This is a genomic window from Streptomyces sp. H51, from assembly GCF_035656535.1.
In the GTDB taxonomy this organism is placed as follows: domain Bacteria; phylum Actinomycetota; class Actinomycetes; order Streptomycetales; family Streptomycetaceae; genus Streptomyces.
On record NZ_JAYMHD010000049.1, the window covers coordinates 88,401 to 110,557 of the forward strand.

General features: G+C 66.9%; 18 protein-coding genes, 2 tRNA genes and 2 pseudogenes. 12 read left to right on the forward strand and 10 right to left on the reverse strand.

Going from position 1 to position 22,157, the window contains the following annotated elements:
- Positions 1-4: 4 nt before the first annotated feature.
- Positions 5-664 (forward strand): annotated as a pseudogene (locus tag VKA29_RS15580) (zinc ribbon domain-containing protein); the annotation flags it as partial.
- Positions 665-757: 93 nt separating this feature from the next.
- Positions 758-1,291 (forward strand): NADase-type glycan-binding domain-containing protein, encoded by a 534-nt coding sequence (locus tag VKA29_RS15585; protein WP_324786283.1) that lies wholly within the window; start codon positions 758-760, stop codon positions 1,289-1,291.
- A gap of 101 nt (positions 1,292-1,392) precedes the next feature.
- Here the strand turns inward: VKA29_RS15585 and VKA29_RS15590 are convergent, their stop codons facing one another.
- The 8 genes from VKA29_RS15590 to VKA29_RS15625 all read right to left on the reverse strand — a co-directional run bounded on the left by VKA29_RS15590 (position 1,393) and on the right by VKA29_RS15625 (position 8,138).
- On the reverse strand, positions 1,393-1,581 hold the full coding sequence (locus tag VKA29_RS15590) for a DUF397 domain-containing protein (protein WP_324786176.1): 189 nt from the start codon (positions 1,579-1,581) through the stop codon (positions 1,393-1,395).
- Positions 1,578-2,450: a helix-turn-helix transcriptional regulator gene (locus tag VKA29_RS15595; protein ID WP_324786178.1), complete on the reverse strand. Its 873-nt coding sequence runs from the start codon at positions 2,448-2,450 to the stop codon at positions 1,578-1,580. The genes VKA29_RS15590 and VKA29_RS15595 overlap by 4 nt, the downstream gene beginning before the upstream one ends.
- Before the next feature lie 267 nt (positions 2,451-2,717).
- Positions 2,718-3,500: an inositol monophosphatase gene (locus VKA29_RS15600; RefSeq protein WP_324786179.1), complete on the reverse strand. Its 783-nt coding sequence runs from the start codon at positions 3,498-3,500 to the stop codon at positions 2,718-2,720.
- Complete coding sequence (locus VKA29_RS15605) at positions 3,497-4,132, reverse strand: 2'-5' RNA ligase family protein (RefSeq protein WP_324786180.1); 636 nt, start codon at positions 4,130-4,132, stop codon at positions 3,497-3,499. The genes VKA29_RS15600 and VKA29_RS15605 overlap by 4 nt, the downstream gene beginning before the upstream one ends.
- Positions 4,129-4,989: a carbohydrate kinase family protein gene (locus VKA29_RS15610; RefSeq protein ID WP_324786181.1), complete on the reverse strand. Its 861-nt coding sequence runs from the start codon at positions 4,987-4,989 to the stop codon at positions 4,129-4,131. Before VKA29_RS15610 ends, VKA29_RS15605 begins: the two co-directional genes overlap by 4 nt.
- Complete coding sequence (locus VKA29_RS15615) at positions 4,986-6,251, reverse strand: DUF4145 domain-containing protein (RefSeq protein ID WP_324786183.1); 1,266 nt, start codon at positions 6,249-6,251, stop codon at positions 4,986-4,988. Before VKA29_RS15615 ends, VKA29_RS15610 begins: the two co-directional genes overlap by 4 nt.
- A 118-nt stretch (positions 6,252-6,369) precedes the next feature.
- Entirely contained in the window at positions 6,370-7,641 is a 1,272-nt protein-coding gene (locus tag VKA29_RS15620) for a hypothetical protein (protein WP_324786184.1), read from the reverse strand.
- 431 nt (positions 7,642-8,072) lie between these two features.
- Positions 8,073-8,138 (reverse strand) — tRNA-Ser (locus VKA29_RS15625).
- Positions 8,139-8,391: 253 nt separating this feature from the next.
- Between VKA29_RS15625 and VKA29_RS15630 the strand changes: the two genes are divergently transcribed.
- The 3 genes from VKA29_RS15630 to VKA29_RS15640 are packed head-to-tail and all read left to right on the forward strand — an operon-like array spanning position 8,392 to position 13,135.
- Positions 8,392-10,452 carry a helicase HerA domain-containing protein gene (locus VKA29_RS15630; protein ID WP_324786185.1) on the forward strand — a complete coding sequence of 687 codons (2,061 nt, stop codon included), beginning with the start codon at positions 8,392-8,394 and terminating at the stop codon, positions 10,450-10,452.
- 16 nt (positions 10,453-10,468) lie between these two features.
- Positions 10,469-11,854, forward strand: coding sequence for a hypothetical protein (locus VKA29_RS15635; RefSeq protein WP_324786186.1), 1,386 nt, complete (start codon positions 10,469-10,471; stop codon positions 11,852-11,854).
- Between the two features lie 21 nt (positions 11,855-11,875).
- Positions 11,876-13,135, forward strand: a complete 1,260-nt coding sequence (locus tag VKA29_RS15640) for a DNA adenine methylase (RefSeq protein ID WP_324786187.1) — start codon at positions 11,876-11,878, stop codon at positions 13,133-13,135.
- Between the two features lie 353 nt (positions 13,136-13,488).
- On the opposite strand, the gene VKA29_RS15645 is transcribed toward VKA29_RS15640, so the two are convergent.
- Complete coding sequence (locus VKA29_RS15645) at positions 13,489-13,917, reverse strand: hypothetical protein (RefSeq protein WP_324786276.1); 429 nt, start codon at positions 13,915-13,917, stop codon at positions 13,489-13,491.
- Between VKA29_RS15645 and VKA29_RS15650 the strand changes: the two are divergent.
- Positions 13,882-14,573, forward strand: a pseudogene (locus VKA29_RS15650) (tyrosine-type recombinase/integrase); the annotation flags it as partial. The gene VKA29_RS15645 and the pseudogene VKA29_RS15650 overlap by 36 nt on opposite strands.
- A gap of 227 nt (positions 14,574-14,800) precedes the next feature.
- Here VKA29_RS15650 and VKA29_RS15655 read toward each other — a convergent pair.
- A tRNA-Arg gene (locus tag VKA29_RS15655) sits at positions 14,801-14,872 on the reverse strand.
- Between the two features lie 61 nt (positions 14,873-14,933).
- Between VKA29_RS15655 and VKA29_RS15660 the strand changes: the two genes are divergently transcribed.
- The 6 genes from VKA29_RS15660 to thrB all read left to right on the forward strand — a co-directional run bounded on the left by VKA29_RS15660 (position 14,934) and on the right by thrB (position 21,810).
- On the forward strand, positions 14,934-15,515 hold the full coding sequence (locus tag VKA29_RS15660) for a response regulator (protein ID WP_324786188.1): 582 nt from the start codon (positions 14,934-14,936) through the stop codon (positions 15,513-15,515).
- A 146-nt stretch (positions 15,516-15,661) separates the two neighbouring features.
- Entirely contained in the window at positions 15,662-16,636 is a 975-nt protein-coding gene (gene nrtL, locus VKA29_RS15665) for an ArgS-related anticodon-binding protein NrtL (RefSeq protein ID WP_324786189.1), read from the forward strand.
- 18 nt (positions 16,637-16,654) lie between these two features.
- The gene (gene lysA / locus VKA29_RS15670; RefSeq protein ID WP_324786190.1) at positions 16,655-18,046 is read left to right on the forward strand and encodes a diaminopimelate decarboxylase; all 1,392 of its coding nucleotides are present in this window, start codon (positions 16,655-16,657) and stop codon (positions 18,044-18,046) included.
- Between the two features lie 159 nt (positions 18,047-18,205).
- Complete coding sequence (locus VKA29_RS15675) at positions 18,206-19,504, forward strand: homoserine dehydrogenase (RefSeq protein ID WP_324786277.1); 1,299 nt, start codon at positions 18,206-18,208, stop codon at positions 19,502-19,504.
- Positions 19,505-19,510: 6 nt separating this feature from the next.
- On the forward strand, positions 19,511-20,569 hold the full coding sequence (thrC, locus tag VKA29_RS15680) for a threonine synthase (RefSeq protein ID WP_324786191.1): 1,059 nt from the start codon (positions 19,511-19,513) through the stop codon (positions 20,567-20,569).
- 323 nt (positions 20,570-20,892) lie between these two features.
- Positions 20,893-21,810 (forward strand): homoserine kinase, encoded by a 918-nt coding sequence (gene thrB / locus VKA29_RS15685; protein ID WP_324786192.1) that lies wholly within the window; start codon positions 20,893-20,895, stop codon positions 21,808-21,810.
- Positions 21,811-22,157 lie beyond the last annotated feature (347 nt).

Genomic DNA, 22,157 nt, shown 5'->3' on the forward strand with positions numbered 1-22,157 from the left:
CGCCATGCGCGCCTGCCCCGCGTGCGGTGCGTCCAACGCCCCCACAGACGACTTCTGCGGCAACTGCGGCACCTACCTGGGCTGGTCGACCAGCACGCCCCCTCCGAGCACGTCAGCGCCGGACCCGGCGTCTCCGGAAACGTCGCCGGAGCCCCCGACACCGACCACACCCCCGGAGCCGTCCCGGCCTTCGGCTTCGGAGCCGGCGTCCTCCGCGCCCGGCCACGGCCCGCCCCTGCGTGCGCGACTGACGAACCGCGACCGCGGCGAGGCGCAGAGGACGCCCCCGGAACCTGCCGCGGACCCACGCCCCGGGGACAGTGACAGCGGTACCGGGAACTCCGTGCCCGCCTCCGCCCAGAACGCAACAACGAGCCCCGCCCCCCGCCCGCCTGCCGCTGACGACAGGCCCTCCCACACCCCCGATGCCCCCCGCACCGCCGATGCCGCCCCCACCCCCGAGCCGCCGACTCCCGCGTCCATCCGCCCCGTTGAACCCATCCAGCCCGTCGATCCCATCCAGGCCGTGCGCCCCGCGAAGCCGGTGGCTCCCCGCCCCGTCGTACGCCCCGTGGAAGTGCCCGACGAGGTGGCAGGCGTGCCCTGCCCCTCCTGCGGTACACCCAACCCACCGGACCGCCGCTTCTGTCGGCGTTGCGCAGCCCCACTCGCACCCGCCGCGCAGCCCGTACCGCTGCCCTGGTGGCGGACCATGTGGCCGTTCCGCCGCAGGGCAAGGGCGAGTTCGGGCCGGGCTGTGCGATTCCTGGTGATCACGGCCGTGGTCCTGGCGCTGTGCGCCGGCGGTCTCCTGCTGCTCCCCGCCGGACGCGCGCTGTTCCAGGACACCCGAGACAAACTGGGCAAGGCCCAGCCCATCACCCCGGTGGACATCAAGGCGAGCGCCGAGTCCCCCCGGCACCCGGCGAAGAACACCACGGACGGGCTGAGCAACAGCTACTGGGGCGCACCCGCGCCGGGCGCCTCCGTGACGTACACCTTCCGCAAGCCGTTCCGTCTGGTGGACCTGATCATCACCAACGGCCCGTCCGCGGAACCGGAGAGGTACACCCGGGAGGCACGCGCACTCCAGATGGACTTGGAGGTGACGACGCAGGACGGCAAGAAGCAGCACAAGCAACTCACCCTCAGCGACAAACCCGGCCCGCAGACCATCCCCACCGGCATCAGCGACGTGAAGACGGTACGCCTGACCCTGCGCTCACCCGTGGGCCTGACCTCCGGCCGTCACCTGGCCCTGGCAGAGATCGAGTTCTTCCAACGAAGCTGATCCCTTCCCCTGCACAGGACAAGTGGATGCCGCCATCCCGGAGAGTGACAACGCCCCGCGCCGGAAGGGTCCAGTGCGGGGCGCTGCTGTTCGCCTGCGGGTCAGCCCTGAGCGGCGTAGGTGACGAAGTCGCTCCACGCGGTGGGGGAGAGTGCCAGCTCGGGGCTCCGCTGATCCTTGGAGTCCCGGACGTGGACGGCCCGGCTGCCCTTCGCCACCTCGACGCAGTCGTCACCGTCGGAACCGCTGTAGCTGCTCTTGAACCAAGCCCGTTCGTCGATGCTGCTCATAGCGCTCCTCGAAGTCGCTTCAGCAGGCCCCTGGAATCCTCGGAGTTGAGAGCCTGTGAACGCAGTCTCGCATACCGCTGGAGCATGATGCTGACCTCCTTCGGGTCCGAGACCAGCATGCCCCCACGCTGGCCCTCCGCGTAGCCGAACCACCTGTTGTCCTGCGCTTCGAGGAGTCTCAACGGACCGTCGAACCCAGCATGGTCCGGCTGATATCGCGGCATGATCTGCAACTCGACGTTGAACTGCACCGACCGCTCCAGCAGATGGTCGAGCAACTCCCGCATCACGTCAGGGCCGCCCGTACCGCGCTCGACAAGTGCCTGCTCGATGATGAAGCTGAACGCGATCGGCGGCCTGCGCTCGAACAGGTGCTGGCGCTCCAGCCGGGCGGCAACCTGCTCTGCCACCCGCTCCTCGTCCTTCACGGGCGGCACGCTCTCTGTCACCGCCCGCGCATACCGTTCCGTCTGGAGCAGCCCGGGAATCACCCGGCACTCGTAGGTCCACAAGGTCACCGCTTGCGTCTCCAAGCGTGCCCACTGCCGGAACCAACTCGCCAGCCCCGCCTGCCGCGACAGGTGCGGCGCGGCCCTCCGCAACGCCCCCGTGTTGCCGAGAGCCTTCTCCGCGCGCTCCACGAAGTCGCGGTCCGGCATCCGCCGGCCCTGCTCGATCGAGGCGACCGTGTGCTTGGAGAAGCCGACCAGGTCCGCGAACTCCTCGCGGCTCAGGCCCGCATGCTCCCGTAAGGCATGGAGGAACGCGCCGAAGGTGCGCAGACTGTCCGACGTGCTCGGCTCGGTGCAGACTCCCGCTCCCCGTGTAGTCGTTTCCGCAACGCCGTCGTCCGTGTTGCCGTAGGCCACCGTCGGCCACCTCCCGCGCACCAGCCTCGCCGTACTGCTTCTGACTCGGCTCCATCGTCGCTCCGCGTGATGAGTACCGTCCACTCAGAGTGTGCGTACGCTGACTCAACGTACGTAGATCGGCGTTGGTGAACGACCCGAGGCGCCCTCTTCCTGGGCGAACGGCGTCACGGGTCAGCCGGGCGGCCCGTCAAGCAACCGTTACCGTACGTGTGTTCACGCAGCGGTTCGGCTCCACCTCGCGCGACGTCCGCCTCACCCGCCGGCTCAGCTGTCTTCCCACAGCTCGGCGAGCCGCAGGGCTACCTGGGGCGTGCCCGCCACCAGTACCGGCGAGTCGAAGGAGAACGCCGTGCCGTCGGCGCCGAGAACCGCCCGCCCCCGCTCGCGGCACAACGCCACCCCGGCCGCGACGTCCCACGGCTTGGGCGCGATGCACACACAGGCGTCCAACCAGCCCTCTGCCACGCCCACCAGGTCCAGCGCCATCGAGCCCTGCATCCGGACCCGGTAGGCCTCGTCCTGGACGCGGTCGAGGACACGTCGCGCGCTGCCGCGCCCCGAGCCGCTGCTGGTGCCGGTGCCTGCCCCGGTGCCGGAGACACCGACGACCGCGCGGCCCACGTCCTCGGCCGGCGGACGAGCGTTCTCCGGGCGGCGGCCCGGCGTCGTCCAGCGCCGGCCGAGGGAAGGCGCCTCCACGACACCCACCAGCGGGTTACCGTTCCGCACATACGCCAGCGACACCGCATACATCGGCGCGCCCCGGGCGAAGTTCATCGTCCCGTCGATCGGGTCGAGCACCCAGCAGCGTGCGGGCAGCGGGGCCCCGGCCGTCGACGACTCCTCCCCGACGACCGGGACGCCCGGTGTCCGGGCGGTCAACACCCGCGTCACCCGGGACTCCACCTCGATGTCGGCAGCGGTGACCTCCTCACCAGAGGCCTTGAACCGCGCGGTCGACCATCCCTCACCGGCCGTCGCCAGCCAAGCGACCGCCTCGTCCACGGCCGCCTCGGCAACCGTCAGCAGCTGCCGACGGTCCGTCACCTCCGGCCCAACGGTCGCTCCAGCAGGGTCTCCGCGTGGGCGCCGTGCTCACCCATGACGTAGAAGCTGAGCCGGTCGAACACCCACTCCTTGGGGAGGCTGACCCGGTCCCGTGCGGTGCGGACCAGCTCCAGGGCGGTCTCCTCCTCGGCGCGGCCCAGCGTCACGTGCGGTGCGTAAGCCTTGCCGGTGTACCGATAGCCGTAACGCTCGTAGCTGGCCCGCTCGTCTTCGGTGAACCGGGAGACGTCCTTGCCGCCGTCGAAGGCCGCCCGGTCGAGATGCCGGTCCAGCGCGGCAAGTGCGGCCTCCTGTAGCGCTTCGAGCAGCGGCGGACGCTCCAGGGCCAGGAACAGCCAGCCGGTGGGCTGGTAGACCACACCCGTGGTGGACAGGGACACTTCGCCGTGCAGACCACTCTCGACCGCCGCCGAGCCGATCAGCTCCAGCGCCTCTGCCGGAACGAGGGAGTCTCCGAACGGACCCTGAAACAACGTCACATGAGGCAGATTGCCGTCCGGATGCAGCGGAGGCTGCAGACGCACCTCACCGCCGACGTCTCTCTGGAGCCGGACGGCGGCCCGCAGATGGTCCGCTCGCGGAAGCAGTGCAACACCGAGCCATCTCGTCACGGGTGAGCTCCAATTCTCGTGATCACATGCCGTGCCGCGTCGAGGCCTCGCCGCATGGAGGCCGTCGGCGCCTCGCCGTTGAGCCAGCCGGCGATGACGCCCGCGTCGAACGCGTCGCCGCCGCCCGTCCTGTCCAATGGTTCCACCGGCACGGCGGGCTCACGAAACAGTTGACCGTCGGCAGTGGCCCACACGGCGCCCTCGGCGCCCAGCGTCACTATCACATCACCGGACACCAGCTCCGCCGTGCGCCGCGCTGTCCCGATGACGTCGGACGCCTGGTAGGACTGCGGCAGGCGCGCGGCCTCATCGGCGTTCATGAAGTTGAGCGACGCTCCGTGCGCGAGCGAGCCCATGTCCCTGCCGTTCCACTCGATGGAGACGCTTCGCCCGGCCAGGTGCGCGAGTGCGACGACGCGTCCGAGCGGGGGAGTGGGATCCCCGATGACATGGACGTGATCCGCCGTGCGCACGTCCTCCTCCGTGACGGCGTCGAACGCCAGACCGCGGTCCGCTCCCGCGAAAGTCAGCATCCGCTTTCCGGCACCCGACGACAGCACGACGGCCATGCTCGTACGAGCCCCGGCCTGCACCTGAACCAGTGAGGTGTCGACACCGCTCGCGTCCAGCACCTCCAGGCACATAGCGCCCGCCGTGTCGTCGCCCACCGCGGATACCAGCCGGACGGCGCAGCCCTGCCGCACCAGCCCCACGGCGGTGTTCGACGCGGCGCCGCCCGGCAGCACGGAGCATTCCCTGCCCCGCAGCTTCTCGTGCTCCGAGGGAAGCCGGTCGGCCCGGGCGATGACGTCGAAGTTCACACCGCCCACGACCAGCACGCGCTTCGGTGCGCTCACGGCCGGCCCCAGCGGTAGCTCTCGAACAGCACGTGCCGCACCAGCCGTTCACGGCTGTCAGGCAGCGTCTCCGGCGGGAACGCGGCATGGGTCACCAGGTCGCGGACCAGACGCTCGAACATCTCGTCGTCGGACCCGCACTCGTGGAACGACCGCATCAGCTCCCGGTGCAGCTCCCCGGGACGCAGATCCAGCTCCTCCAGCCAGGCCCGGTTCGCGATGAGCAGGTTGGCGGCGGCTGAACGCAGCCGCGCCTGGGTCGGCGCCGGCAGCATGTCGGAGTTGAGGAGTTCGAAGTAGGCATCGTCGTCCCGGGCGTGCATGCGCAGGTTCTGGCCGCCCACCGCCAGCACGTCCGGGTTCAGATGGAACAACTCCAGCCCCAGATGGTGCGGTACGTCGAGAACACTGATCCCCATGTCCGCGAGGCCCGCCTCGTCGGTCGACAGCGCCGAGAGCAGGTTGTCGAACATGTCGCTGTGCTTGGGTACCGCGATCTGCGCACCGGCCGGATCCGCGAGGAACTCCTGAGCCGTCACACCGCCCCACCGGCCACCGCGGGCGGCGAGCAGGTAGAAATTGCGGCCCCCCATCGAGTAGCCGACCCGCCCGACGGTCACCACCTGGTCCCGGACCGCCTCGTCCGTCTCCAGCAGGCGAAGTGTGCGCTGCTCGTTGTAGACCGCGGCGTCGAGGAGCCGGGCCGACACGTCCCGCACGAGATTGTCGGACCAGGGGAGCTGCAACGGCACCACACGGTGGTTCCGCCGTGCCAGCGCCTTCTCCAGGCCGCAGCCCAGCAGGACGGCCTTCACCACGATCAGCGTGGAGTCCGCGAGCCGGGTCGTGCCCGTACTGCGCCGGTGGTCGGAGAGTTCGTGCCGCACGGCCTCCTCGGCGAGCGATCTGCTCGTCTGCCCGTACCAGACGGCCAACTGGGTCAAGGCGTTGAGGCACGGCCTGACGTCCTCGGCGGAGATCTCCTCCACCGATCCGTCCTGGGCGTGACTGCCGTAGTTGCCGTAGTTCTGGATGGTCCGCACGGCGAGCACGACCCTGGGCGGCACCAGGTTCTTCGCGGTGAGCACGGTCAGCAGGGACTCGAGTGTCGGCCTGGAGCCGACCGCCTCCCGCACGGCGATGTCCAACAGGATCGACTCCGCTGCTCTCCTCGCTGTGCCGAGGAAGACCTCGGGGTCCGATTCCGCGTACCTCAGCGCCTTTCTGTACAGCCGGAGCGGCTCCCCCTCGTTGACCGTCACCCCGTGATCCGCATCCTCTTCGCCCAGGTCCGCGGAGAGCAAGCTAGCGCATGATCAAAGGCGGGCCCAGGCAGTATCCGGCCGTCGTACCCGTCCCGCGGGGGAGCGGGGACCGGTGTCATCGACTGTCGCCGGGCCCCGTCCCGCGCAGTGAGGACAGCACGAGGCGGCCGTAGCGTGTGGTGAGGACCAGTGCCGTGGCGGCCAGCGCGGCGACCAGCGCCACGACGACGGCGACGGCTCCCCCGGTGCCGAGTACCTGGAGGATGCTCAGGGCCGTACCGACAGGCAGGCCGAGAATGGTCAGGACCCCGAGCGCGCCCGCGATCTGCTGACTCTCCTGGGTCTGTACCAACCGTGCGTAGTCCGCCGCTTCGGCGAGGATCTCCTCGAAGCGCTCCGCGAGGCGGTACTGGCTCTGGAAACTCAGCAGCAGTTCGTTGGCCGGCCCGTGGGCGGTGAGATGCTGGCGCCAGTAGGTGCTGCGGAACGTGGCGATGTGCCGTTCGAGAGCGGACACCCGGCGGGCGAGCTTCGGGCCGTCGAAGACACCGGAGAGACCGTCGGTCAGCTCGTCGATGTGATCGCGCTGGACGCTGCCGAGCAGCAGGGCGTCGAGGTAGACAGTGCGGCCGTGCAACTCCGCGAAGCCGTAGAAGTCCCCGTCGCCCGAGTCGGCGCGGTGTCCGAGGAAGGCCGCGCCGTGGCGCAGCACCAGAGCGCTCCAGTCGGCGGATATGCGCACCGCTTGTTGCGACCGTTCGGGCCAGTGCTCCAGCGGGGTGGGCACATCGGCCTCCGTGGACCGCGAGGCGAGGTACCAGAGCCAGCGATCGGCGCTCTCCGGAAGCCGGCCGTCCTGCCGCAGCGCCGGGGTGTGCTGTACGCCAGGCGTGAGGAACGCGACCGTATACGGGCGGGCGATCGCGAACGGGGCAGCAGCACCGCGAGGCTCGGCGATCCCGGCCAGCAGCACCCAAGGCGAGAGTGGACCGTCGAGCGGATCGGAGGCGGCAGGGCTGCGATGACCGATGGCCCGCAACGTCTCCAGGAGGGCAGGCCCCTCGACGTCGAAGTGCAACACCGCCAGCCCATGATCCGGATGACGGGCGGTGGCGGTACGCAGTAACTCGACCCCCCTCAGATGCAGGGCCTCGTGCCGCACATCCATGAACCGGTGCCAGCGGCAGGGCCTTTCAGCCGTGCCATAGAGGGCACGCGCGGCAGCCGGAGTGAAATACGTCTGCCGGGTGACGGCATCGGCCCGACGGCTGCCGAGCTCGAAGGGTATGGGCCCAGTCCGCCAGCCGACGACCGCGGCGAACCGCACCGGCAGCACGACAGCCAACGTCTGCCGAACGCCGGTGACCAAACTGAGGTCCGTGTTCAACGGGAGCTGCCTCCGTACGTAACGGGTGGTCATGAGCCGGGCGGGCGGACGCCAGAATACGGATCGCACCGCGGACCGAGCAGAGCGCCCGCCGCTCCGGCACATCCTGATCACCACTAAAAGATGCTGGACCTGCTCCTCCAGCGACCCGATGACCATCGGCTGTGACACGACTCCGCACACGCATACGTTGCCCTCGACGAGTTCCACACCTACGACGGCGCCCAGAGCACCGACGTGCCCATGCTGCCGCGGCGGCTCGTATCCATCACCGGGCTCGCCCAACCCCGGCTGGCCGCCGGGGTCCGGCTGCCCCGTCTGTTGCCACGTCGGCCTTCCCGGCCACTCCGGACCGCAGACGCCTGCACAAACGCGAAGACGCCGGCCTCAGCGCTTCCGCTTGCGACGGGTCTTTGGGCACCTCATGCAGGGTGCCCCGACAGGATTCGAACCCTGCGCACACGGCTCCGGAGGCCGCTTGGTGCCAGCACAACGCAGCAGGTCAGGGGTCAGAGCGGGGCCTCCAAGCCTCGGCGAGTCCACGGATAGTCCACCGCCTGCTTGAGCACCGCACACCCTTATCCGCTCAGCGGCCGGCTGGCGTCGCAAGCGATCTGAAGTGGGCATGACACTAGAAATCAGCCAATAGGCAACTTTCAGTCAGTTGTAGTGCGAGTTATTGATCCTCTTAAGGCCATGTGCACGCTGTGAGAACATGTCACTCGCACATGCATCCCAGGGGGAGGAATAGTGTCCGTTTCGCTGTTTCCAGGTGTAGGGGCCGGCACTCTTCTTGAGTCGACGCTCCTCGCAGAGGACCGGTCGATGCGTATCGGAGCGATCCATCGTCTTGACTACACCGAGGCGATCGTCCTCACGCATGACAAGTGGAAATTCGAAGCTGGCGGTATTCCGCAGTACACATTCCTTCTGGCTACGGCGCGCGACATTGATGGGGACTCCCATGATGACGACGAAGTGCTGCTGTTGCGTGTAGATGGAACTGCTCCGCTTGCGATGGAGTCAGACCTGCATGCAGTCCGAGAGGAAGCGCTGCGAGCTGCGCTGTCGAGCAATGGCGACGCCTCTCCCTCTGTCGTCTTGGACGTAAACCTCGACCCTTTCACGAAGAATCGGGTTTCATTCACTGGTCTCCGGTGTCGAATCTTGGGGACGTTCTATGAGACAGATGTCGATGGTAGTAAGCGCCTGGATTTTGGCGCGGATGTTGATAATTTCTACGCCACGTCGACCTACCGAGTCCTAAAGCCAATCGGGGATGGGCTGTCGGAAATTGCCTCATACCTGAAGCCTTCCGAGAAAGACGTGGAACGTGTACGCATTGGTGCTGTGCGATACTCGGCCACGCGTCGGCGTGCTAAGGCAGCTAAGCAGGACGACTCGGCCGTAACGGTCAATATTCACGACTTCATCGGCACTAAAACCGGCCTGCTCGGCATGACCCGTATGGGTAAATCCAACACAGCGAAGATTATCATTGCTCGAACTTTTGTCGTGTCTGAGCGGCGGCGGGCCAATGGTGAGGGACCGATTGGTCAACTGATCTTCGACCCTCAAGGCGAGTACGCGAATCCAAACACCCAGGATGGGACGGAGATTGCGGCGATCGGCGACAAACACGTCCGCATCTTCAAGTTCGGGGCCGATGGTAAACAGCCGCATGTTCGACCGCTTGGCATTAACTTCTTCGATCCTGACCAAGTCGGGGCCGTGCAGGGGTTGATCGCCGACAAACTGCGGTCCGACGGGTCGGCTGGCTATATCAATGACTTTGCGGTAACCAGGTTCACGGATGTCCAAGGGGACTTCGGTGAGACGACGCGCGCGCAGAGGGGACGATTGATTCTGTACGCGTCGCTCATTCGCGCCGGCTTTGCGCTCCCTAAGTACAACGCTGGGACCACACGCCCATTCTCGGTGCTTGTCGCGATGAAGGAACCGCTGCGCGACGCTGTCGAGCAAAAGAATGGCAATAGGAAGCTCTTCACTCCGGCAGGGAGGACTACCTTCGCGGTAAAGGGTAGCGATATTCGCGACGTGGTGGACGCAATCATCGAATTGCGAGTTGCCGGTGATGCTGAAGCCGTGAAGTTCTGTGACGATGTCCGCTGGACTTCTACTGAGCCTATCTACACAGGGCAAACCGGGCAGTCCGGAAATGTTCGGGGATGGCGAAACCTGCTGGATTTGAAGGAATTCCACAACGAGGCAACGCAAGCTGATCCCGCCGAGGAAATCTACGCAGAGTTGACTCAGGGGAGGATTGTTATCGTTGACCTCCACGTGGGTGCTCCGCCCATCGTTAAAACGCTGTCGGAGAACATTACGCGTCGACTCCTAGCAAAGCAGACGTCAGTGTTCACTTCTGGAGCCGTGCCACCCTCAATTCAGGTAATGCTCGAGGAAGCGCATAACCTGTTTTCGTCAGATAAGTACAAGGACGATGGCGATGTATGGGTGAAACTTGCTAAGGAAGCAGCCAAGCTAAATATCGGAATGACCTATGCAACCCAGGAAGTATCCGGTGTAGCGCACCAGGTTAAGGCTAACACTGCGAACTGGGTTGTGGCGCACCTGAATAACACCAAGGAACTGCAGGAGCTGGCAAAGTTCTATGATTTTGGTGCCTTCGCTCCGGCAATCCTTTCCTCAGAGGATCGAGGATATGTGCGCATGAAGACCTTGTCTTCTCCGTATATTGTTCCGGTTCAGATTGACAGGTATGACGCAAATCTGGTGAATGAAGCTAGGGCGGCAGCGGGCGACCCGCCCTTGGCGCCTAAGAACTAGAAGGCCTAGGTTCTCCATGCCATACGAGACTGTGAATGGATCCCCGGAGCGGGCATCACGGGTGGGCCACACAACTGCAGCGTTGCGTGCTCTGGCGGATAAGGCGAGCTTCTACGTTCCTGCCGAGGAAGTAGGGGATCTTCAGTGGCTTACCCCAAAAATTCAGCGTGCCGGGAAATTCCCGTCACCCTCCGCGGGAACGCAGCTCACATCGGCGATTGCTATCGATGGATCGCGGATAACTGAACGCGTCCGCGACGGGCTACCGTCCGTCGTGTATGGGTATGCTCAAGCGGCTGCGGCTTATGTTGACTTGGGTGCCATGGAGTTCCAGAAGGCGGCCCGTTTCGTCGACCCCGTTGCGATTGAGCAGGCAGTGAACACCGCCCTGGTCTCACTAGACCTGCCTGTCGCTGGTGCTTATAGTCGACCAGGAATTGGCATTAGTACGTCTTGGAGGGAAAACCTCGATCGTATATTCAGAAGCAAGAAAGTTGAGGTTAATCGACTCAATCAGTCTCTCCTCGATCTCCTCTTCCTGCTTCATGGAGAGCCAGGGAAGCCAGCTGTCGAAGTACCAGTGAACTGTCCGTCCAGCGAGTGCAGTGCCAAGGATATTGCAATTCCCTTCCGTGGTGGAAGCTGCCCTTTGTGTAAGGAACCTCTGTATCCAACGGACGTCCTGCGCATTCATGAGGAAGTTACTGAGGAAGGCGCCAACGAGTCGGCTCTCGGTCGACTGATGTCCGTGCTGGAGCTACTGGTCCTTGTCGGACTGACTAGCCTGCTTTGGCAGCAGTCGCGAAATGAACTGCTTTGTTCCACGCTGTTTATCGTGGATGGCCCTCTGGCTATGTACGGACCGCCGGCTAAGCTCCGCGGCCGCGCTCAAGAGTACTTCCAGGCGATGGCCTCAACCACCCCTGGACACGGACCGTACATCTGTGGCCTAGAAAAGACGGGGGCAATGGTTGACTACGCTCGTCAGCTCGCTCGTCATGACGTACTTCAACCTGGCGACTTGCTTGTCTGCGACCAAGAAGTCGTCAAAGTTATAACGAATACGGATAATCCGGCTGCTTACGGAAAAGAAACTTACTGGGGGCGGAAGTTCGCCTATCGGGCCAAGGATGGTCGTATCGTCGTACCAACCGTCATGCCTGAGCGAGGCGCTGCGTATGACGCTGGAGGAGGGCAGCCGGGTCCTGCTGGCTACCCGACCTTGCCGGCCATCCTGGACGTCATTGACCGGACAGGGTCATCCATGTATCAGGATGGAATTATCCCAGTTGCTGTTGCGCACGGTAAGGCGGCTTTCCCCATCGGTGTCGGTACCGACGTGTTGAGGCTAGTTGCGGAGCACAAGCTAGGCTTGGGTAACGCGTCAACACCGAACCCGTAGCGACGAAGTGGGAGGGGCTGCATGAGCTCGGTGAGAGCTTCAGGTGTTTCCGAAGTCTGGCCCAGCGCGCCTGACTTGCCGTCGCATAACGCACGGCTTGCAGCGATTCCGAGCGCGCCGCGCAGCATCTCTGGTCGGTCATCGGCCGATCTAGAAGTGGGCTGCATCACGCATCCTCTCGCTTTGGGTAGATATCAGACTCCACTTCGGTACCCAGGTGCGAAGACTGGCTTGTCGAGCCTTATTAGCCAATTGATCGAGGCGGCGAAGAAGTCCTCTCAGACTAGAAATGTAGATCTACTTGTCGAGCCTTTTGCCGGTGGCGCCTCCACCTCTCTACGGCTCGTTGGAGCAGGAATTGTAAATCGCATTCTATTGGCTGATGCGGATCCACTCGTCGCGGCATTTTGGCAAGTTGCTGCTTCCGACACAGAAAATCTCGTAGACAGAATGACGGAGGAGCACGTTCGTTACGTCAGTAAGGGTGGCGTGACAGCTCTAGGTCGTTGGGATTTTTGGCGATCTTGGATTCCGTCTCCCGGAATGTCGGAGTCAACGGCACGTTTTGAGACGGCCATGAAGTGCCTATTCTTGAACCGGACTACATTTTCAGGCATCCTGCATGGAAGTGCTGGACCGATCGGCGGACGTCGGCAGGAGTCGAAGTATTCGATAGGTTGCCGATACAATGTGGAAGCATTGGCGGAGCGCATCCGGTATGTGGGGCAACTATACGACGCCAACCGTCTGGTCGACGTGTGGTGCAAGGATTGGAAAGATACCCTCGCTGACGTTCCAGAATGGTATGCAGATCTAATTCCAGATCGTGTCCTGGCTTATCTCGATCCCCCTTATCTGGAGAAGTCGCAGAAGCTCTATCAGACGTCTTTCGAAGCGCAGGGTTACCCGAACGCCCCCGTGGCAGATTTGCAGTGGAATGACAATCTCCTGCATTGCCGCCTGGCGGAGTACCTAAATCGCCGAATGCAGTTTCGGTGGATTCTTTCCTATGATGCCAAGCCGGAACTTCTTCTAGATCCCGAGCTTTATGCCGCGAACCGGATGGACCCCGGTCGCGCCGAAAGGGAACTGCTCGGAGTTAAGCGGTGGAATATTGCCAAGCGGGTGGTTACGCTGAGATATACGGCCTCCGCGCGACAAGGTCGGGGGGCGGCAGAGGAAGTTCTTATTACGACTCTCCCGCCTTCCACGGTCCCCTTGAATGACGATTTCCGGCCTGTCGACTCCATACTCAACGGCGCGAAGGCTGCCTCAAGCTAGTGCTTCCGGTGCAAGGTCGGCGGAACGGCTTTGGGCTGGAGCCGCTTTGGCGCGAGTGATCATGGCCCCGTAAACTTCCGGCGCGTCGGGCAGTCTGTGGACCTGCCTGGTAAAGCACGACGTTGGGGCCATGATCTTCGAGGCTCGCGCCAAAGTGGCTGGCTAAAGCCGTGGAACCGACCGCCCCAGCCACGACGTACCCCCTTCTCTCACGTCAAGCGGCTAATTGCTCAGTGCGCGGTACGGGCGTCGGCTGGGCTGGAGCGGGGCGGAGACTGGAGCGCAGGCCCGGCCGGGGGCCGGGCCGCGCGCGGGGAGCGGAGCGAGCCGCCTTGAACCCGTGAAGCAGGTTGTTACTCAGTCGGATCCGACACGGATGCCTGCGGCACCTGAGGCGTGAAGTCGTTGGCGCACGATGGAAGTTGGATGTTCTGACGGTGTGCGAGCGGCAGGAAAATCACGGGCCGGATCGTCCAAGTGATGCGGGTGGTCTTGTGGCTGACTGACACCGTGCAGGGCTCGGAGCGCAAGAGGGCTCGTCTGGTCTTGATGCGGCCGTCGTACAGCCATTCCCATGTCTCGTCGGATGCGTCCGGGTCCAGAGCCGGTGAGATCGTGCGGAGCGCGACTGCAACCCACCGGTCCGCCTGGGGTGCTGTGTAGGCGTCGAACGATGCCAGGCGTGCCGGCCGCCGTTGCTCGGTGAGGTCTTCCGTCCAGCACTCGCACCAGTAGCCGCGTTGTGGGAGGTGGACCGCCGGGTAGTTGTGAACCCTCGCCAGGCTCGCGACCTCCTCACCGCTGTCTCGTACGTGGGCAGGTACCGCCGGGCTCGCGGCCGTCGCCTGGTCGCCTCTTCGCCTGTATGTACTTCGGTGGGCTGCGGCCGGCGGAAGCCGTGGCCCTGCGCCGGGCGGACTGTACGTTGCCAGCCACCGGCTGGGGCTCTCTGATCCTGGAGAAGACCCGCCCGACTGTCGGGAAACGCTGGACCGGGACCGGGGAGGTTCACGACAACCGAGGTCTCAAGAATCGACCCGCTAACGAGACCCGCATCGTTCCGATTCCGCCGGTCCTCGTGAGCATGCTCCTCGCGCATATCGAGGAGTTCGGCACAGCCAAGGACGGACGACTGTTCTCCAACGAGCGTGGGGGAGTCGTCGCATCCACCACTTACTGGCGTGTCTGGGACGAGGCACGGCACCTGGCGCTTACGCCGGAACAGGTGGCATCGCCGCTGGCTGCTCGGCCTTACGACCTGCGGCACGCCGCCCTCTCCTCGTGGCTCAATGCTGGCGTGGACCCGACCGAGGTCGCTGAGCGGGCAGGCAACAGCGTGGAAGTACTGCTGAGCCGGTACGCCAAGTGCCTCGACGGCCGCCAGGACGTCGCCAACCGCCGGATCGCCGAACTCCTCGGCGAGGACGGCGAGACCTGATCCGACGCTCCGATACACGCCTGCGGCATCATGGCCCCTGGACTGCTGCCCGGGGGCTTCCGCGTTTTCTGGGGTCTGACCTGGGGATTCCTGCCGTCCCCCAGTCCACGCATAGTCCACGGCGCACGACATACGGCCGCTTCGGGCCGCACACGCCTGCACATACGCGAAGACCCCGGCCTCAGCGTTTCCGCTGGTGACGGGGTCTTTGAGCACCTCATGCTGGGTGCCCCCGGCAGGATTCGAACCTGCGCACACGGCTCCGGAGGCCGTTGCTCTATCCCCTGAGCTACGGGGGCGTGTCATCTGCGCGGTGTGCGCTGCGACGGGTAGAACACTACCAGCTCCGGTGGGGTGTTCATGAACGGGTTTCGTCGCGTCGCCCGTGCGGTCGCGCATCCCCCGCACGGGGTGGAAGTGGGCAAAACCCGGACGCGGTGGCCGGTCCCGACCTACTCTCGATTTGTGCCAGGCGCCTCGGGCCGGGTGCTTGTTGTGGACGACAACAAGGTCATCCGGCAGCTGATCAGGGTCAACCTCGAGCTGGAAGGGCTCGAGGTCGTGACCGCGGCCGACGGTGCCGAGTGTCTGGAAGTCGTCCATGAGGTGCAGCCCGATGTCGTGACCCTCGACGTGGTCATGCCCCGGCTCGACGGTCTGCGTACCGCTGCCGAGCTGCGTGCCGATCCGCGGACCCGTGATCTGCCCGTCGCCATCGTCAGTGCCTGTACCTCGTACGAGATCGAGAGCGGGCTCGACGTCGGCATTGACGCCTTCCTCGCCAAGCCCTTCGACCCCGTGGAACTCGTTCGTGTCGTCGTCGAGTTGATCGAGAAGGGGCGGCGGGCGGGGGGAGCCGCGGGGGACGGTGACTCCGACGATGGTCTGGGGCGTGCGCTCGGTCTTGGTGAGGCTGAGCGCGCCGGGCGTGCCGGCGGCTGACTGCTGAGCGGCGAGCCGTCAGCCGGTGGTCGGTCGATCATGGGGTGGTGGAGTTGGAAGGGGCGGCTTCAGCACTGCGTGTCCACATGTCGGACCCCTTGATTCCCGGTCGCACTCCCACCCCCCTCCTCGCCTACCCTGTTCCCGTGACCCCCGGCGACCTCTCCCGTACCGTGCTGTGCGCGGTGCGTCGCGCTGTGGACGCGGGGGAGCTGAGCGTGGCCGTGCCTGCACGTGCCGTTGTCGGGGCGCCCGGCCCTGGTGGGCGGGGGGACTACGCCACCAACATCGCCCTGCAGCTCGCCCGCCCGGCCGGCCAGCCGCCACTTCGGGTCGCCGAGATCCTGCGGCCCTATCTCGCGGACACAGACGGTGTCGCCGATGTCGTTGTCACCGGGCCCGGGTTTCTCAATCTGTGCCTGCGGCGGAGCGCCTCCGCGGGGCTCGTCGAGGAGATTCTGCGGCTTGGTGAGGGGTACGGGCACTCCGACGCCCTCGGCGGGGACGTCGTCGAGCTGCGCATTCCTCGTGAGGTGCGGGCCGCCGTCGTCGCCGATGCGGTCGGGCGGATCGTCGGTTCGCAGGGGGGGCGCCTGAAGGTCGTCGAGGTCGGGGCCGGTGAGCCTGTCGACATCCGGCCCGTTCCGGCGTCCGAGGATCCCGCCCCGCTCGGGGCCGACGCCGCTCGCTGGGCGTTGCTGTATCCCGCCGCTCACGACCGGCCCCGGATCAGCGCCGATCTGCTCGTCCAGCGTGAGAGCAATCCCCTCTTTCGGGTGCGGTACGCCCACGCCCGCACCCGTGCCCTCACCCGCAACGCCGCCGACCTCGGCTTCCGCAGTCAGCCCGGCCCCCTCCCCGGTGTCGAAGTCCCCGCCCCCCTCGCCGACCATCCCCGCGTCCTCCTGGCCGCCGCGTCCCACCGTGCCCCCGATCGCCTCGCCCGGCACCTGGTCACCGTCGCCGACGCCGTGCTCGTGTTTCTGCCTGACGTGCTGCCGCGCGGGCAGGAGAAACCCTCGGCCGCCCACCGGGCCCGGCTCGCGCTCGCCGAAGCCGCCGGGACGGTGCTGGCCGGCGGCCTGTCCCTGCTCGGCATCGACGCACCCGAACACCTCTGAGAAAGCCCACGAAGAGACATGAGCCGTTCCGCACACCCCGCCGGGCCCCGTCACGCCGACGTCCTCCCCGAGGGGCACTACTCCGCGCCGCCCGCCGATCTCAACACCCTCGACGCGAAGGTGTGGGCGCAGACCGTCGCCCGGGACGCGCAGGGGGTCGTCACCGTCGGCGGGGTCGACGTCAAGACGCTCGCCGAGGAGTTCGGCACGCCCGCCTACGTGCTCGACGAGGCCGACTTCCGGGCCCGGGCCCGTGCCTGGCGCACCGCGTTCGGGCAGGACGCCGACGTGTTCTACGCCGGTAAGGCGTTCCTCTCGCGCGCCGTGGTGCGCTGGCTGCACGAGGAGGGGCTGAACCTCGACGTCTGCTCCGGTGGGGAGCTGGCCACTGCCCTGTCCGCCGGGATGCCGGCCGACCGGATCGCCTTCCACGGGAACAACAAGTCGACGGCGGAGATCACCCGGGCCGTCGCGGCGGGCGTGGGGCGGATCGTGCTCGACTCCTTCCAGGAGATCGTGCGGGTGGCGCACATCGCGCGGGAGCTGGGCAAGCGGCAGCGCGTGCAGATCCGGATCACCGTCGGCGTCGAGGCGCACACGCACGAGTTCATCGCCACCGCCCACGAGGACCAGAAGTTCGGCATCCCGCTCGCCGGCGGGCAGGCGGCCGAGGCCGTGCGGCGGGCGCTGCAGCTCGACGGACTGGAACTGATCGGCATCCACTCGCACATCGGGTCGCAGATCTTCGACATGTCCGGGTTCGAGGTCGCCGCGCACCGGGTGGTCGGGCTGCTGAAGGACATCCGCGACGAGCACGGCGTCGAGCTGCCGGAGATCGACCTCGGGGGCGGGCTCGGGATCGCGTACACCAGCGACGACGACCCGCGCGAGCCGCACGAGATCGCCAAGGCGCTGACGGAGATCGTCGGGCGGGAGTGCGAGGCCGCGAAGCTGCGCACGCCGCGGATCTCCGTCGAGCCCGGGCGCGCCATCGTCGGGCCGACCGCCTTCACGCTCTACGAGGTCGGCACCATCAAGCCCCTCGACGGGCTGCGGACGTACGTCTCCGTCGACGGCGGGATGTCGGACAACATCCGCACCGCGCTGTACGACGCCGAGTACAGCGTCGCCCTCGTCTCCCGCGCCTCCGACGCCGAGCCGATGCTCGCGCGTGTCGTCGGCAAGCACTGCGAGAGCGGGGACATCGTGGTCCGGGACGCGTTCCTGCCGGCCGACATCGCGCCCGGTGATCTGATCGCCGTACCGGCGACGGGGGCGTATTGCCGGTCGATGGCCAGCAACTACAACCATGTGCTGCGTCCGCCCGTGGTCGCCGTGAAGGACGGGGAGGCGCGGGTGATCGTGCGGCGCGAGACGGAAGAGGATCTGCTGCGTCTCGACGTCGGGTGAACACAAAGGCCCGGGGCGGAGGACGGCCGGGAAGATCTTCGTCTTCCGCCCCCGTACAAATGAAATAGATGTCTCAGAATCCGGACCAAGGGCAGAAAATCCGGTCCGGTGAGTGAGACTGGTCGAACCGTAGACGGTATGAGGAAACGAGGTCGGATGATGCGTACGCGTCCGCTGAAGGTGGCGCTGCTGGGCTGTGGGGTCGTCGGCTCAGAGGTGGCGCGCATCATGACGACGCACGCCGAAGACCTCGCCGCCCGCATCGGCGCCCCGGTGGAGCTGGCCGGTGTCGCGGTACGCCGGCCCGGCAAGGTCCGCGAGGGCATCGACCCCTCGCTCGTCACCACCGACGCCACCGCGCTGGTCAAACGCGGCGACCTCGACGTCGTCGTCGAGGTCATCGGTGGGATCGAGCCAGCCCGCACGCTGATCACCACCGCCTTCGAGCACGGCGCCTCCGTGGTCTCCGCCAACAAGGCGCTGCTGGCCCAGGACGGGGCCGCGCTGCACGCCGCCGCCGAGCAGCACGGCCGGGACCTGTACTACGAGGCCGCCGTGGCCGGCGCCATCCCGCTGATCCGCCCGCTGCGCGAGTCCCTGGCCGGCGACAAGGTCAACCGGGTGCTCGGCATCGTCAACGGCACGACCAACTTCATCCTCGACAAGATGGACTCCACCGGCGCCGGCTACCAGGAGGCCCTCGACGAGGCCACCGCCCTCGGGTACGCGGAGGCCGACCCGACCGCCGACGTGGAGGGCTACGACGCCGCCGCCAAGGCCGCGATCCTCGCCGGGATCGCCTTCCACTCCCGGGTGCGCCTCGACGACGTCTACCGCGAGGGCATGACCGAGGTCACCTCCGCCGACTTCCGTTCGGCCAGGGAGATGGGCTGCACCATCAAGCTGCTCGCCATCTGCGAGCGGGCCGGGGACGGCCAGTCGGTCACCGCGCGCGTGCATCCGGCCATGATCCCGCTCACCCACCCGCTGGCCTCCGTGCGCGGCGCCTACAACGCCGTCTTCGTCGAGTCCGACGCCTCCGGGCAGTTGATGTTCTACGGCCCCGGCGCCGGTGGCGCCCCGACCGCCTCCGCCGTCCTCGGTGACCTGGTGGCCGTGTGCCGCAACCGGCTCAGCGGCTCCACCGGGCCCGGCGAGTCGGCGTACGCCGCGCTGCCGGTGTCGGGCATGGGCGAGGTGGTCACGCGCTACCACATCAGCCTCGACGTGGCCGACAAACCGGGTGTTCTCGCCCAAGTGGCCACCGTGTTCGCCGAGCACGGTGTGTCGATCGATACGGTTCGGCAGCAAGGGCGACAAGACAGCGACGGCGAGGCCTCTCTCGTCGTCGTCACCCACCGGGCCTCCGACGCCGCCCTCAGCGGTACCGTCGAGGCACTGCGCAAGCTCGACACCGTGCGGGGTGTCGCCAGCATCATGCGGGTTGAAGGAGAGTAACCAGCAATGACCCACCAGTGGCGCGGAATCATCGAGGAGTACCGGGACCGGCTTCCGGTGTCCGACACCACGCCGGTCGTGACGCTCCGTGAGGGCGGTACGCCCCTCGTGCCCGCGCAGGTGCTCTCCGAGCGCACGGGCTGCGAGGTCCACCTCAAGGTGGAGGGCGCCAACCCCACCGGGTCCTTCAAGGACCGCGGCATGACGATGGCCATCTCCAAGGCCAAGGAGGAAGGCGCGAAGGCCGTCATCTGCGCCTCCACCGGCAACACCTCGGCGAGCGCCGCCGCCTACGCCGTGCGCGCGAAGATGGTCTCGGCCGTCCTGGTGCCGCGGGGCAAGATCGCGCTCGGCAAGATGGGCCAGGCGCTGGTGCACGGCGCCAAGATCCTCCAGGTCGACGGCAACTTCGACGACTGCCTCACCCTGGCCCGCGCCCTGAGCGACAACTACCCCGTCGCGCTGGTCAATTCCGTCAACCCGGTGCGTATCGAGGGCCAGAAGACGGCCGCCTTCGAGATCGTCGACATGCTGGGCGACGCCCCCGACATCCACGTCCTGCCGGTCGGCAACGCGGGCAACATCACCGCGTACTGGAGGGGGTACAAGGAGTACGCCGCCGACGGCGTGGCCGCCAGGACGCCCCGCATGTGGGGCTACCAGGCGTCCGGTTCCGCGCCCATCGTGCGCGGCGAGGTCGTCAAGGACCCGTCGACCATCGCCACCGCCATCCGCATCGGCAACCCGGCGTCCTGGCAGTACGCACTGGCGGCGCGGGACGAGTCCGGCGGCCTCATCGACGAGGTGACGGACCGTGAGATCCTGCGGGCCTACCGGCTGTTGGCCGCACAGGAGGGCGTCTTCGTGGAGCCGGCGTCCGCCGCGTCGGTGGCCGGTCTGCTGAAGGCCGCCGAGCAGGGCAAGGTCGACCCGGGCCAGCGGATCGTCTGCACCGTCACCGGCAACGGCCTGAAGGACCCCGACTGGGCGGTCGCCGGCGCGCCGCAGCCGGTCACCGTCCCGGTCGACGCGGTGACGGCGGCCGAGCGCCTCGGCCTCGCATAAGCGTCCTCCGTTACGCGTAAGGGCCCCCGCACAAGCGTCTTCGCGCGAGGGCCCTCGCACAGGGCCCTCGCGCAAAGGCCCTGACACCAGGGTCCGGGCGCAAACCGCACGCGGGTGCACAGGGGGCTTGCGACACGCATCGTGCGCCTCCTGTGCGCCCTATGTCGCCACTGAACCTTCCTTCGATAGGCTGTACCGAACCCGCCCGCTGCATATGCCCGCGCATATGGACGGCGCCGCGCCGTCCGTACGGCCAGAGGGTTCCCTTCCGTACGCATCGAATCACTTCGACAGTCACGCAGCTCAAGGAGAGTCAACGAGCGATGGCCGGTCCCGCCTTCCGCGCCGCCGCCGTCCGGGTGCGCGTCCCCGCCACCAGCGCCAACCTCGGCCCGGGCTTCGACGCCTTCGGCCTCTCGCTGGGGCTCTACGACGACGTCGTCGTCCGGGTGGCCGACTCCGGGCTGCACATCGACATCGCGGGTGAGGGCAGCGAGACGCTGCCGCGCGACGAGAACCACCTCCTCGTACGCTCCCTGCGCACCGCCTTCGACCTGCTGGGCGGGCAGCCGCGCGGGCTGGAGATCGTCTGCGCCAACCGCATCCCGCACGGCCGCGGCCTGGGCTCCTCCTCGGCCGCCATCTGCGCCGGCATCGTCGCCGCGCGCGCCGTGACCATAGGCGGCGAGTCCAGGCTCGACGAAGCGGCGCTGCTGGAGCTCGCCACCGAGATCGAGGGTCACCCGGACAACGTGGCGGCCTGTCTGCTCGGCGGCTTCACCCTCTCCTGGATGGAGGCCGGCGCCGCCCGTGCGATCAGGATGGAGCCCGCCGATTCCATCGTTCCGGTGGTTTTCGTGCCCGGAAAGCCGGTCCTGACCGAGACCGCGCGCGGACTGCTGCCGCGCACCGTGCCGCACGTCGACGCCGCCGCCAACGCGGGCCGTGCCGCGCTCCTCGTCGAGGCCCTGACCAGGCGTCCCGAGCTGCTGCTGCCCGCCACCGAGGACCGGCTGCACCAGGAGTACCGCGCCCCCGCCATGCCGGAGAGCGCCGCGCTGGTGGAGCGGCTGCGGGCGGACGGGGTCCCGGCGGTCATCTCCGGAGCGGGACCCACCGTGCTGGCGCTCGTCGACGCCGACAACGCCGACAAGGTGGCTCATCTGGCAGGCGAGGGCTGGGCCGCGAACCGGCTCGAGCTCGACGCCCGGGGAGCGAGCGTGCTGCCGCTTGCGCCCTGACACACGGTTGCCGGATTTCGAGAGGGGGAATGTTTGTTGGATCCGGTAGTGTTAACCTCAAGTCTGCACCCGACCTCGCCATGGCGAGGTGCCTCGTGTCCCCGTCCGGGACAGACATTCTTCCGGGAGCCTCCCAAGCCGCACTGCGTTCCGTACGACGTACATGGGCAGTACCTCGTACGCGGGCACTGAGCGACTTGCCGGGCACGCTCCGGAGCAGGTGCGACCAAGCCACGTGACACGGACACTCGGTGCCACGGCTTTGGGAAGCGCCATCACCAGATATTTCCTCCGCCGCTTTGGCGGACCACCGCCCCGGCACGGTCCACACAGCAAGGACCACTGCC